Here is a 15,194-nt window from a genome sequence, read left to right as displayed (position 1 = left end):
CCCACATAGAATATCAGCGCCTTTATATAAGAGTTAGCGCTGTATCCTGATGATTTTCGTAATTTTTATTCATGTTCAAACACCCAATAAAAAAACTATTAAACAAAGACTTATACTCCAACAAACTTAAAGCCTTTATAAAATCTCAAATCTCGTTGGTGATTCCTTGTGTTATTTTGATTGAATGTGATGTTCCAGTATGAAGTGTGGAGATAAAAAAGGGCCGCTTGAATGTCTTCAACCGGCCCTTTTTTGTGTGCTAAGTGAGCTCCTTATTGAGACTTCAAATAACTATTGAGCATTCAACAAAAATACGCGTTGCCCCGATTCTTTGGAAACTGCATAAATGTCATTCTTGCCATCATCGCCATCGGCAACTACGAGATAACTTAAATCACCTTCATGAACAATGGCTGAGAACTTGCCAATATCACCTGTATCTGCGGCGTCGATTAACTTGGTTCCAACCGCAACACGCGTAACGTCATCTGCATTGATGTCATGGGCACCATCAAGCACATTGGTTAAATCGAATTGGTAAATCTCGTTCGATGTCACCACATAAGCAGTCTGGTTCATATCATCAACAGCGATACTTTCACCTCCATTTAAAGAGATAGGTGTGCCAGCTGCATCTTCTAACATGATCTGCTTCATCAGGTTTGAAGCCACCACATCCGTATCGTACTGCGTGTAATCGTCAACCTGTTTCAGGATCCAGATACTATTGTCTCCCGTATCAGGAAGGATGTTTCGCGCCGTACTCTTCGCAGCTTTAGTTAAGATAAGGGCGTATTCTTTTTTGCTTGCGTCATCCCCTACACTGTAAACGTCTACAGACTGAGCATCGTTAAATGCAGTTTGCTGTACTCTGGTCGTGTGGCCTGCTTGATACGTTTGCCCTTTACTGTCGGCAACAAAGTCGTAAGAGAACCCACCATCCGCTGCTAGCCAAATAATATGCACTGCCATGCTGCTGTACTTAGAGTCTACGGAACCGGTCATGTAAACACGGTCTCCCGACTCTGGAATAGACGTTTGCGCAGGGTAGCGCGCCACAGTGTTGTTCACCAATGGTTGAGTCGTACTCTGGTCACCCATTAAAGTCGCATCAATACGTTGATCATAACCTGTGGTAAATAAGTAGCTTGTATCAATGTAGTTATTAACCTGCACGGAACGGATATCTTGTCCCAATATGTCCAACTTTTGAGTTGGTTCTTCAATGTTTTCAATGGCACCAACAAGCGGATAGCTATAAACCAATTGATTATCAAGCGATGTAAACCAAAGTATCGGGTCACTGTCTTCATTGGCCGCTTGAACGGATAGATCTGAAATTTCGTTGTCTTCCAACGTCATACCAAGCGGAAATACATCATCAACACTGGTCAATCCCTGAACTTGAACCATAAGCGGAGTCACTTCAGTGACGGTGGTTTTATCAATGAACAATTTATAGGTATTGGTAACGCCTTGTGTGACATCAACGGTTGCAGACCACAAGCCGCCTGAATAGATCACATCAGCCAATTTATTACCATCGGCATCATGAATTTCCATGTTGCTCGAATCGAAAGCAGGAAGAGTAGAGTCACTGCCTTCAACCAAGGTTCCCTCAAGAGTAATTTGATCGCTATCGGTGGCGCTCACCTGCGGCGGGAAAGTAACTGCTGCATCAACTTCAGCAAACAGCACTTTGTCGGTTGTGGTTACCCCATAAGTTGCGGTGTAAACGGCTTCTCGCGTCAAGTCACCAATTGCTACAACCGCATTTTCAGTAGTTTTAGGCGCAGTGGCAGACTCAACGGTTACAATCACTTCATCGCCATTTTTTACAGTGGCGCTGCCATCTTGCAATTGGGTAACGCCATTCACACTTAGCGAGCAATTGCTATCACAATCATCGATGTTAATGTTCGCGATGATCCCATCACCCAAACCACTGATGGTGACAGGCTCAGAAGGCACTGGAGTCTCAAGGTCTGCTTTGTCGATTGTGGCTACAAAGGTCACATCATCAGGGTCAGTGTCTAATCGATTTTTAAAACTAAATGATGTCTGGACACCAAATGAACTTAACCTTGCAGACACAACACTACCGTAGTTAATGTCAGTTTGGATTGCGACTGCAACCTCATCACCATTGCTAACACTACTTCTTGCACCTTCAATTTGTACCACGCCATTGATAACCAATTGACATTGTTCATAAGAGCAATCTGAAAGGACAAGAGATACTCCAACTGCATCATCAAGACCCGAAACAGGAACTGCCGGAGTGACAAAGTCGCTCAATAATTCCAAATTATCGAAGCTTTCAATTGCAATAGGATCCATATATGTGTCGCGCGAGGTCGTGAGTTCAAATTTTTTCTCAACCGCTGAATCACCGCTACCAATCGTCACGTCCACCGCTGTTGTTTGGTTGTACCCACTGGCGGTTGGCAAGGTTATAGTTACAAGACTATTTAGAGATACGACTCCCTTTCCTTCAGGCTGTATCACACCGTCAATGCTCAAGGTACACCCTGTACAATTGGCCAACATAATTTCAACTTCTTGGCCGGGACTCACGCCATACACTCTAAATTCAGTCGAGTACTCAGAGTCAATATGAACAACTTTATCGCCAGTAACGGGTTCTGGAATATCTGCAATTAACGGAAAGTCATCAACCTTGAGGTCTGGCAATGTCATCACCGACGCCGATGCACTTTGACCACCAATATCCACAGTGAAGGCTGCGGTCGCTAAACTCAATTCACTGGCAAGGAAACGAACTGTGACTACGTCACCGTTTTGCACCGTCTCAACAGGTTGGTCATTCACGAGTGCGAAACACGACGTGTCACATGCTGTAAATGTAATAGGCGCGAGCACGCCCTCTCCCAGACCTGATACCGTAAATTCTGTGGTCGCAACAGTACTTTTCGTGGCGACATTGTTGGTCAACGCTTCAATCGCAAAGGGGGCGGCTGTCATGTCGCCTTTTGGCTCCGAGGAGTCCGGTGACGAATTGGAGCTGCTGTTACAGGCAACCAAAGTTGTAAGCGACAACGCTAGCGCTATTTTTTGAGCTAAAATACGTTTTGAATACATAATAAAGTTCCAATAATTCTTAGTGGTTCAGGGCTCTAAACTCAACATCTAAGAGCCCTGAACTTGCTATTACTTGCCAGCCTGTAGAAGGATGACTTGCTCAGCTGTGACAGGGTCGACGGCGAGAATCGCATTGGTATCTGCATCGGCTGCGATGAGATATGGCAATCCACCTTCTTTGACAATGGAAGTACAGCGGTCTCCTTCCAAATTCATCAATACTCGGCCGGTTGCTGTTTGACTGGTTAAATCCAAATCAAACTCCATCAACTCATTTCCACTCAAAGCGTTGCAGACGTAGGCCTTTTCGCGTTCATCATCAATCGCTACACTTGTCGCATCAGTGAGCAGCACTGGCGTGCCATCGTCATACATCAAGTCAAGTTGGAAGGTATTGGTGTTCCCACTCTCATGGGTGGCTTTGTCAGCTTGTTCTACGACCCAGAGTTCATTCGCCCCCGTTGGGTTCAATAAATTTTTGCCTGTTGGAATCGAAGAGGCTGTCAACACAACAGCGTATTCTTTGCGCGCATCAGCTTCACCAGTAGAGAACACATCCACTGAATAAGACATGGTAAACTCATTGCTAACCAGCTTAGTGGCGGTGGTTGGATCTTCCGTTTTATCTGCATTAGTGAAGAACTGACCACCATTGTTTTCATCAAGCCAAATAGCATTGAGAGCGACGTTATTATGCGAGCCGGTATTCAAAGAACCCGACAAATAAACTCTGTCACCGGACTCCGGAATAGCCATTTGATAAGGGTACTTGGTTGAGTTTTTCTCCCACGCAACACCCACAGTATCGGTTACCGTTTCTTCATCATATGTGCCGGGTACTAAGGTCCAATCGATACGGTGACCATAGCCTGAGGTATACACAATTTCCTGAGGTTTAGTTCCAGTCACTAACGGAACCCCTGAATCAGGATCTAGGATGTACTCACCACTTTCATCTACAGCAAGTGTTTCTCCATCTTCCTCTGTTTTATAGAGGATGATTTGCCCTTCTTCATCAGTCGCGTAAATGTTATCAAATGCGTAGTTGTTGACTTGTACGCCTTTAATATCATTGCCCCCTGCAACCTTAAGCGTGTTGGTAAGAGCCAAATCACTTACGGCACTCACCAAGGGGTAGGTATACACAAGGAGCGTATCCATTTCCGCAACATGCAATACAGGTATCGTGCTGCGACCGTCGACAGAAATATCTACGAATGAAGCAAATGTTCCTACCCCTTCAGGAAACTCATCTTCAAATCCGGCTTGCTTTACCAGCCCTACCTCTCCATAACTTTCTTCAGCGAGTGCTGGCCCCAAGTTTGGATATGTTGTGGTGTCAAATTGATTGCTCACCAATTGAAATTGGTAACTTTCATTTTGCGCATTAAGGTCAGATAAATCGATACTCGCAGTCCAAGAAACACCTTCAATGGAATTCATTTCTTCAACATCAACAGCCCATTCCGAATCGGTTCCAACCAGAATGACTTTAAGGTTCGAATCGTTGAACCGGAATAAGTCCGCATCGTCATCTTTATTGGACACCTCTTTCGACAGACTAACCTCTCCACGGAAAGTCACGACTGAAGAATCAGTCGCACTCACTTTTGGAGGAAAAGCGATACTCCCCAGGACAGTTCCTTCGTCAGGATTTGCTTGGTTTCTCACTTTCCAAGCGTAGGTGTACGTTTCCGTTTCAGAAATTTCACCATTTTTATCACCGTCATAAGTCACGGTAAAACCAACATCGGTATACTCTTTCCAACCTATTGGCAGCGGCTCCATTGCACCAGCGACCGTCACACGAAGAGCAAGCGTGTCTCCGGGGTTTAAAATACCGGGTTCAGTAGTAAATTCGCCCCCATTAATTGAATACGAGACACCTTCGGGCACGGTAATGTTCACCGGTACCTGTGTTTCGAAGGGTTGATCGATTTCAATGGTAGAGCCCGGCTCCGGAGCCAAGTCTGCGAACATTTGGTTGGCTGCATCTAAGTCGAAAGAATGAGGGTTTTCAGTGCGGAAGGAAAACATAAACTCTTTCGAGATTTTAGTGCGAATACCGTCTACATCTTCGTAGTGATTCCAAACCAGCTTGCTCACCAAGTCTGTTCCGTAAGCGTCTTCGGGAACACTGACACGCACCATCATCACATCTTCTTGGGCTGCACACTGTCCGTAGTTCACAGAATCGTACATGCCTTCAATGGTGCCGCCCACCATATGGACCTGCGCAACGGGCTCAGTGCGCTCTTGGTAGACAGAATCCCCATCAACCGTGAGTTCGTCGATCAACAATGTGTTGACCGTTGTCATCATCACGTCACCGTTCTCATCCAGCGGTGGATAAAAGTCAAAATTTGATGACTTCACAAACGGCGACATACCTGCCACAACTTCATCAATGTAAAAGATATATGTACTGCCGGTAGTTGCGTTAATAACACCAGTATCATCCTTGGCTGATACCGCAATTTGATCCACGGTGTTCGGAACAATCTTATTCGGTTGCGCTTCAATTTCTTCGGTAAACGGGTCTTCAGGGATTCCACGTTCAAAATTCAACGCACTAAAATTGAAATGCTCTTCATCTGGATACATTCGCATTTCAGTCTGATACGCCAATGTTGTATCAAATACAGGTGTTTGCAACTCAACTTGATCGTAATCCGCATCCGGTGTTGTTGCTTGGAATAGGAACGGACCTCCTGGGTAATCGAGTGCGGCTTCAAAACTCATGCCGTAGCGGTTATTCGGAATACTAAACTGCATGAACATGCGGTCTTCATTAACAACAGAGGTCGCATTTTTAGCCAAGGTTTGATAGTTACCTTCTTTTGGAATCACGATCAACTGAGCTTCATACGTCTCTGCTGGATTTTCAACCAAAAAGAACTCCGAGTTTGGAGAACGATTATCCTCTCCGGGACACATGTCAGGATTAGGAATGCGATCTAAATCAGGGCTGGTCACATTGAAGCCATAATCCGAAAACTGGTCTAATCCAGACACGGTAAAATACGCATCATTGCCAGTGAGATCCTCTCCTTCGGGCAAATCAGCCAGCGCTTGAGGGGTAGGCCAATACTGAACATCTTTTGCGTAACCATCATACAGCAACTCATTTTCGAGTTGAGTCGCGAGGTTAATTGAAAACTCATTGACTTCCAGCTCAATGGTCTCAGCGACTAAACTTTCAATGTTCGCTGCAAACTGTTCTTCTAAATCCGATACCGCTTGCTCCCGGAGGACCTCAATTTCAGCATCTGTTGGCGCTCTGCCATTATCTGCAACAAAATCTTCGATGGCTTTTTCAAGTGCGACTTCTATATTTTGCTCAACATATTCATCCGTCCCGCTTTCGATGAGCTCTGCAATACGGGCATCACTCCCTTCGTCTAATAGCTCTGCATAAGCTTCGACTTCCGGAGTTTTTAGCGTTTCAATGTCTTCGAGCTTCACCAACGAGCGAAAATAAACGCCATTGTCTAAAACGGTTAACGGGTACTCTCCTTTGTTTCCATTTTCGTCTTCCTCACCATATTGCTTCGGTAGACTTTCAGTTTGGAAACTCGTTAAGTCATCAGGAATACCATCAGTGGATTTTGGAACCACGCTATCTTCACTGCTACACGCCACCAGCCCTAACATACACAGAGCACTGCAAATGGCATTTAGTTGAAATTTTTTATTATTCATAATCTTGATCCAATTCTTGATGAGGGGACGAACCCCTCTAAACCTGTGACTATTGCTGCTCGCAAATGTTATCTGTGTCTTTTACAAAAGAAGCGTTGAACTCCATTTTGGTCTTGAGCAAGTAGCTAATATCTCCGTTGAGGGGGTCAATCGTCAGTAGCGCATTATTAGCTTTATCAACCGCAATAATTGCATCTATGCCAGGCTCAATAACCAGATTATGAATTGCTCCCAACGGGATTTGAGACGTTGCTCCATCCACCAGCACTTGATCCAGAATTAACGTCTGAGTTTCAGGAAGGTTGCTGATATTAAACTGGAGAATTCGATTGGTTGATTTCTCGTAGATATAGGCTTTTTGGTAGCGATCGTGGATTGCAATCGCGGTTGCATTGATTAAACGAATAACCAAGCCATTTTTGTCTTTCAGCTTAAGCAATTCCCAACTACGATCTCGATCATAAGAAGGTGTAACCCCTTCCTCGACATCAATAATGTCGACTTTGCGAACCAGTATTTCACCCCAGTTGTCTTCTTGACCAAAAGCGTTATCTTTCAGCGGATCTGCAACATCAAGCGTAATCGCCCATTCATCGTATGATGTGTCTTGAACCATGACTGGTTGAGTCATAAGGTTGCCATCTTCGTCATACATCAACTCGCCACTGCTACTCAGAGCAATTGTCATTACAGGCTCACCATTGTCTTTGAGCTTTTCAATCATCAGCGGTGTGCCGTCAGCATTAGTGGCTAAGGTTTCAAACGTCATCACATCAGAAGCAACACCATTGTTGTACAAGCTGTAGTCGGTATATTCATGACCAATGGCTGGATAATACGCATCTTCCTTATCTTGCCACCAGAAGCCAGACCAAGTGTTTAGTCCCGTTTCAGCATTTGTTTCGGTGAGCATTTCAACCATGCCAAAGAAGCCTTTTTGTTTCGGATCAATCACAGGTAAGCCGAGATAGGTTCTGTCCATCATATTGAAATAGAAGAACCGACCGTTCTTGTCATACGCTGCCGAACGAGCGTTGTCAGTGCGTCCGCTAACATTGACCGTATTGTCTTCTTCTAGCGCCCCCTCGACACCTCCAATGACCAAGTCGTCACTAACATAACGCCACTTTGCACGGTTGTTGTGAATGTGCAGCATCAACCCACCCACATCGGGTTTACCATGGTTAAACTGTATCGCCCCAAAACCATTAGCCACTGACTTATTGGTTTTGACTCGGAAAGCACAGATCGGTGCCGACGCCGTGGCATTGCTGCTAGGCATTGGCATTTGCCAAACGACAGGGGTTTTCAGGTCAATCTCGCCTTTATCGATGTAGGCTGTCGAATCGGTGAAATAAAATCGATTGCTTCTCGAATCTAACGTGATATCACGAAGGTTTTTAATCGCCATCACTGTGACTTGTTCGATTGGGAATGTGGCATCTTCAGGCAAGGTATCTTCACCAATGCGATCAACATCCAACACTTGTGGCAAACTCGTGCCATAAATGGTTTCGCCTTCCCATTCTCGGCTCAAGTTAGACTCTACAACCACCGCAAGGTGATTGGTGGTGTATGCATCGAGTCCATCATATGAAAGCGGTATATCATTGATGTCCCATTCATACACTCCATCTCCAACGTGAATTAGCGCTTCATCGAGTTGAGACAGCTCCATGGTTGAGGAGAAATTTACTTCGCGAACAAGAACTGTATCTGGACCAATTTCTTCGTCTCTAGATGACAGTCGATATACTTTCACTTTTGTAAGCTTCACTTCTTCAGCTGGGGCCATATCGTTAGGCGTGTACAAGTACATGTCTTCCGATATTTCAGCACGGCCACGAAGAGAAATAGTCTCTGCATAAGTCCCAGAATGTGCTAGCGGGTAAGACACCTCAACATCTGGGCCTGGAACATACCAAACAGGGTAAGTTGTGAGGGCAAATGAATCTTCAAACTCAGAATCTCCACTGGAGCCAGCAAAGATCCCGCCTTCAACTTTGACCGAGTATGTTTTCTCATAGTAGGCATCGTTTCCTAAGTCGTCAGGTGCCGGTTCTGGAGGCGTCATACGGAGATAGAGTGTCTGTCCTTGGCGCAAACAAATGGTTTGGTCGTTGTCGTCCAAACAATGGTTCATCGCTACATCTTCAGAGCTACTTAAGATCTCAACATAATCGCTGTCTGTGACTTTGTTGATCGCGTACTCAAGTTTAAAATCAAGCTCATAATGTTCTTTAGAAACGCGAATTGGGAATTGCGTATTAAAACCGCTAAGAGCCGCCATTTGAACTTCAACTGCACGTCCAGGCTTGCGGTATGTTGTATCTTCTGGAAGGTATGTAGGCTGAGGATTTAAGTCACTTTGACGCGTGGCAGTTTGAGCAATGAACTCTGATTCCTTGCCACCGACGTTAAGCACAGCGTGGAATACCTGCCCCCAGATTTGGCTCACTTCTGGAACCTGACCGCCCACATACAAACCTTGTTCATCGTCAGAGATATCTGGCAACTTCAAACGAGTCACAATAGCTGACATTTGTGGCATCTTGGCTTCGCCCGACGTGAAATCATAGCCCGGCATTCCTTCCTCAACGCCACCTACATATTCACGATCTTTGGTATAACTCTGAATGAATTTGTATGACAACAAGTTCCAATCTGTCACATCGGTTGCACCGGGAACAATTTCGCCGTTTTCGTTCAAGTAAGATTCAAGAGGACGAATATCTTCACGACGCTTAATGGTCAAGCCTTCTTCAGCAGAAAGAGGAATGGTAAAACCATCCATGTAAGGCATATCGCCCTCTTCACCAGATGCAGACTCATCGTAGAGGTTTTCTATTTGGCCTTTATCGTTGAGTGAAAAATGTGCAAATAACACGCCATCATAGGCTTTACATGTGGCAACGTCTTCTTCCGGCTCCGTTGGCTCTTCAATTTCACCATCGGTAGGTTCGGTCACTTCATCTTCACCTAATTCTGGATCTGGCTCCGGTGTGGTTGGCAATTCAGCGGTACACGCATAGTACTCCGTTTCTGTGCATAGATAGTCTAAAGCAGGGAACTCGAGTACAGGTTCACCATTCTCATCGAGAACCGGCTCTCCCGTTTCAGGATCTGTCACTGGAACGCCGAGTGATTCATCGCTTTTGTCCAGTTCACATTGAGCCTCGTTCGCTATGACCGCATTCGATGCTGCCAATACTCGAGGATCGAGCTCGGTGGCCGTGACATTTTTAACCGATTGCACATACACATGTGCCAAACCATCCTCACTGAGATCGATAATTGGCAGGCTTTGCATGAGGTACTCATTGTCCGCAGCAATGGGGCTTCCTGTCACTAAACGAGTTGTTCCTTCTCCAACGTAAGCTGTGTCTTCAACAAATCGACTGTTGGTAATGAATTGAACAATCTCTGGTGTGTTGTCGGGGTTTTGATCAATATTTGCCGAGTCAAGCTCTTGTCCACAACCTGAAATCGCAAGTGGTACGCATAGGACTGAAAGGCTCAACCGTGTTCTTTTCATAATAAATTTCATAAATAATTCCTAAACCTGTTCTCTTCCATTCCCGCAATTAAAAGGTGTAGCTTGCGCCCAAACTGTATTGGGTGCCGGTATCGTTGTATTTGGCAGTCAAGTGTTTGGTGCTTTCCTTATCCCCAACATATGTACGCTTGGTTTCACCGGTCACATTGGTCGCTTGGAAATAGACTTTAAATGCGTCGTACTTATAACTCATTGAAATATCTAAAGTATCAAACTCATCATTCCAAACAGGTAACAGCACGCCTTTGTAGCGATAATCCAATTCATCGTCGAGCAAATAAGTTTCTTGGATGCTAATATCAGGGCCTGCGTTACTTTGTCCGGCATACGACTCGTCGCGGTAGTTGTAAGCAGCACGGAAGTTAAAACCGTATTTGTCATAGAACAAAATGAAGTTCACTGAGTTTTCTGAGAGCTTAGGAATCGGTAGCTTGGCACCATCTAATTCGCTATAGCCGGAATCCTGACTACTATCGGTATAGGTGTAGTTCGCCTGCACACCAAAACCATTTAAGAAGCTCGGCAAGTATTCGAAGACATGGCTTGCTCCCAATTCAACGCCATTAATCGTGCCGTCTCCCCCGTTTACCTTTTGCTTAAAGGTAACAGGATCATCTAGCAGACCGTTTCCGTCTCGGTCAGTTGGAGAGAAGTCAGTGAAGAAATTTTCTACAAGGAAATCTGAAAGGTCTTTACGGAAGTAAGCAGCGCTAAAGCTATTAATATCATCCATGTACCATTCCCAAGATGCATCAAAGCTCACGGCTGTTTCTGCTTTGAGCAGAGGGTTACCAATGTTGACGTTCCAAGCTTCGGCATTGTAGTTCAGCGAAGGCGATGTATCTTTTGGTGATGGTCTGTTCATTGATTTGTACATTGCGAAGCGCAAAAACATATCTTCAGTTAAACCAAAGCTGATATTTCCTGAAGGTAAGACGTTGGTGTAGTCCTTTTTGAAAACAACGGGGTCGTATTCATTGACATTGTTTTCGTTGCCTTCATCGGTCGTATATTTAAGGGCTTTGCCAGCCATATCAATGAAATTTGTGACATCAATACCCACGTTCTCGGTACGTGTCCCTACATATCGAACACCGAAATTACCTTTCGCCGGGATGCCGAAAATAAAGTCGGTTTCAAAGTTTCCTTTGAGGTATACCGCCCAGTGGTCTTGCGTATTCTTGTAAGGGTAAGCTTGATCAGGCGAATTGAATGCTACTCCTGGCATATTCAGAATGCCGTCATACTCCTTGTCGCCTGGATACACAAAGCCCGGCTCGGTCGGCGCAGAATACTGGGTGTTACATTGTGATTTTTTAGCGCAATTTCCTTCACGGCCGGGGAAGAAGTAATTCACCATTTCCACCATGCCATCAAAATTTACGTCAGGAGAAATCCATGCCGGTACGTTTTGCGCATTCGACGTATTCCCATTCGGAAAAAAGCTGTCCACTTCATGGGATAGATCATTCAAATAGTTAGGTTGGTTGTATAACCAGCCCATCACCGTTCCCATCCATTCATATGCAGGTGAACGAGTCCCTCCGGCATTTTGTGGGTCACGATAAGTGTTCCAGTCATTATCGTATTCAAGCCACTCTTCTGAGAAGATGGAATGTTGATCAAATTTAAGTGTTGCTACGTCGGTCGTATATTTTTCACGCGTTGTTTCTTTGTTACCGGCATAGGCACCAAATTCAATTTTGGTCAGGAAGCTTTGATCCACATACCAATCAAAATCAATTTGCGCACCGTTTGCGACGTTTTCAGTTTTCTTTTTGTCAGTTTTTACGTTTTTATACTGGTATACCGCTGGGTCCGTTAAAATATCGTCAACAATCCCTTCACGGTAACCAATGGCCTGCACGCCAAACACGGGTAGATCACTGCCTGTTTCGTAATCGTAAAAAACATTATTGTCTGTGAGCACTCCGGTGTAGCTGTTACCATCTTCATCCACACCACCTTGGTCAGGGCCATAGGCTAGTTTGTAGTTCTCAGTTGTTTCTTCTGATCCCGATGTCGAAAGAGCAATTTCCATCTCCAAGTCATCGCTAATGATGTATTCACTCTTAAAGATGTAGGAATATTGTTCAGTGATTTTTTGGTTCGCTTCGAGTTCCATGTTGACGGTTTTTGCACCCGCAGGATAAATAGTTGCGCGTTGCAAAATATATCGCTCAACCGTGTCTGCAGCTTGATAATCTGGGTTTTGCACTGTCCCTACATTGACCAATTCACCGTCAACGGCATCTCGGGTAAATGCTCCCAATACAACAGGACTGTCGTCCCACTCAGAGCCATCTTGATCGCGTGCAATGATGTTGCCTGAATTCGCCGTTGTCACCATCGTCATGCGATCAGTCACAGAGTCCCGAGTTTTCTCCATGTAGTTAGCGGAAATCAGAAATGATAGTCGTTCACTTGGTGCCCATTGAATCGCACCACTGAGACTATCTTGCTCTTCTTCATAACGGTTTTGAGTCAATTTAAGGTTTGTTGGCGCAAACACCGTTTTGCCTTCGAGCATTTGGTTTGGCTCAACTTGGTTGGCTTTTAATGGCCCCCAAGCTGAGTTAAAGGTGTCTGTCTGTTTGAAGGTTTCAGATGTCGTGAATGTAAAGGAACCACCGATTTCCCCGTACTTATCCAAGTCGAACTTGCGACCACCGGCAATCACTAGCTTATGACCATCGTCGTCCGCCAATTCATCTCGGGTCCCTTTAAGGTTCACGTTGAACACAGGCTGTTTGTAACGCAACGGCTCTTTGGTATTCAGACGAATTGTTGCACCAATGGCACCGGCTTTCATATCAGCCATTGGTGTCTTAATCACTTCGATGGAGGAAAACAGAGCAGAGTCAACAGCATCGAAGTTATTAATGCCGTCCTCTCCAGAGTCGGCCATGGACATGCCGTCAATTTCAACCTTGTTTTGGGTTAAACCTCGAACTTGGAAGCCAGAACCTTCACCTGTGTCATCTCGGTCAATTTGAACTCCCGTCACACGCTGAAGCGCTTCGGCGATATTGTTATCCGGAAGTTGACCGATATCTTCCGCGGAAATCGCATCCATAATTTGGTCAGCGCTCTTTTTCAAAAACGCGGCTTCTCGAAGAGAGCTTCGTACACCGGTTACAGAAATTGTTTCAACGTCTTCTGCATTGGCAAGGGATTGCGTCTCTGATTCTTTCGCCTCTTCAGCGGCTTGTAGCTGCGGCGAAATTAGCGAAAGCGCTAAACTTGCCCAGAGACACCTCTGGATTGATCTGGCTATTTTGTGTCTTCTGAACATAACTTCCTCTATGTGTAAATTGAAAATACCAGCGTATAAAAACAGAAAATTCAGCTGTGTTTTGGGAGGTAGATCTCAATGAAAATTTGTTAAGAAATTACTCAGAAATGCTAAGAATTTGTTCGCAAAAACTTCCTAATGAAAACACATAAACAAAATAAACAACTGATTTTATTAGTAAAATATAATTAGGAATAAGCAATTCATTAATGCCCAAGAAATAAATCAACTTAAAAAATCAACAGGCGCACATAAGGCATCAATAATGCAGGTCGTAGAGTGGCACTGAAGTTCTCTAGAACGCGATCAAACCGCCTATAAAAATGGAATAATCGGCTACCCCAACCAAAAGTCAGAGCGGTTGATATATTTTTTGACAAAAAAATTGAACTTTTTTGTGACGCACAATCATCAGCTGTGATGAATTCCACTAAAACCGTTTGAGCTTTGAATCAAACGCAACTCTCATTGGCTCAATAGACGCCTTGCCAATGGAAGAGAGTGAAACAAATGTTTATTTGTCAAGTTATTCGCACGACAAGGCATGAATAATACCCCACGCTGACACCATAAAAAGCGTCAAAAATAGTAAGGCTAAGAGGGCAACATGCCGTACTGAAAGCATGACAAAATTTGGGGGGTTCATTTCTAGAGGGACCGGTTCAATGACAAATTGATAACCGCGTTTTGAAAAGGTTTTAATATAAGTTTCTTTGTCGTCAGCAAACACTTTGCGAAGCACAGAGATTGAGCGTTGCGCGGATTTAGGGGTGACGACCAGGCCTTCCCAAATTTCATCAAGCAACTCTTCAACACTGACAACACGATTTCGATTGCGTATTAAAGTCATTAATACTTGCATAACTTTGGGTTCGAGTTTGTGGTGCGTCTGTTTATAAAAAATTTGATCGTTTTGAGGATAGATAACGAACTGGTTAAGCTGAAATGGCTTGGTCAAATCGGTCATGATACAACCCTAATAAACCCCCAGCTTTGAAGCTGGAAACAACGTTAATAAAGTGAACACTTCACTTTGGCGACTAACATTACCATCCTTAGTCATGCCCGTTTGGACCGATATCATCAAAAACGCTCGCCGATAATAGAGAGCTAAGTGATTCTATTTCCCTAAAAGTTCAAGCCGGTTTGATTGAACAAATTAATTAGTTATCGTTTGCAGCTGTGCCTGTAGACAGCAACAGCTTGCAATAGGTAATACAAGATCCCAGCTGAGACGCGCTGATCTCAGTAAGTATCTCATTCATATTCAAAATCTATTTAATCAATTTAATGCACAAGTCTAATTAATAAAGTTCTAACATGAAACAATTAAAAAATTGATAAACTTCAATATTTTCATGATTAAGTTCTGACCAACGACATCATTTTGGCGTTGATATACAGATTAATCATATTTTAATCTTTGGTTTTACACACCATATAAAAAAAGTAATTTTTAAGTGAACATTGTAATAATCGCAGATGCTAAAGGCTTTTCAAACCAGCCTTTGTAGTAACGTTTGTAGCATGTTTACTAAG

At 44.2% G+C, this 15,194-nt stretch carries 5 protein-coding genes; all 5 read right to left on the bottom strand.

All coding sequences use genetic code 11. The annotated features are described in order from the left end of the window. Positions 1-291: 291 nt before the first annotated feature. The 5 genes from NAF29_RS03390 to NAF29_RS03370 all read right to left on the bottom strand — a co-directional run bounded on the left by NAF29_RS03390 (position 292) and on the right by NAF29_RS03370 (position 14,622). A complete protein-coding gene (locus NAF29_RS03390) occupies positions 292-3,102 on the bottom strand; it encodes a hypothetical protein (protein ID WP_251260076.1) in 2,811 nt (936 codons plus the stop codon). Between the two features lie 69 nt (positions 3,103-3,171). Beyond that, positions 3,172-6,804: a hypothetical protein gene (locus NAF29_RS03385; protein WP_251260075.1), complete on the bottom strand. Its 3,633-nt coding sequence runs from the start codon at positions 6,802-6,804 to the stop codon at positions 3,172-3,174. 49 nt (positions 6,805-6,853) lie between these two features. Continuing rightward, complete coding sequence (locus NAF29_RS03380) at positions 6,854-10,351, bottom strand: hypothetical protein (protein ID WP_251260074.1); 3,498 nt, start codon at positions 10,349-10,351, stop codon at positions 6,854-6,856. A 37-nt stretch (positions 10,352-10,388) separates the two neighbouring features. Then, positions 10,389-13,655 carry a TonB-dependent receptor gene (locus NAF29_RS03375; RefSeq protein WP_251260073.1) on the bottom strand — a complete coding sequence of 1,089 codons (3,267 nt, stop codon included), beginning with the start codon at positions 13,653-13,655 and terminating at the stop codon, positions 10,389-10,391. Between the two features lie 526 nt (positions 13,656-14,181). After that, positions 14,182-14,622 (bottom strand): winged helix-turn-helix domain-containing protein, encoded by a 441-nt coding sequence (locus NAF29_RS03370; RefSeq protein ID WP_251260072.1) that lies wholly within the window; start codon positions 14,620-14,622, stop codon positions 14,182-14,184. Positions 14,623-15,194 lie beyond the last annotated feature (572 nt).

The sequence above is a fragment of the Echinimonas agarilytica genome, from assembly GCF_023703465.1.
Lineage (GTDB): Bacteria > Pseudomonadota > Gammaproteobacteria > Enterobacterales > Neiellaceae > Echinimonas > Echinimonas agarilytica.
This window is presented reverse-complemented; position numbering and strand designations above follow the sequence as displayed.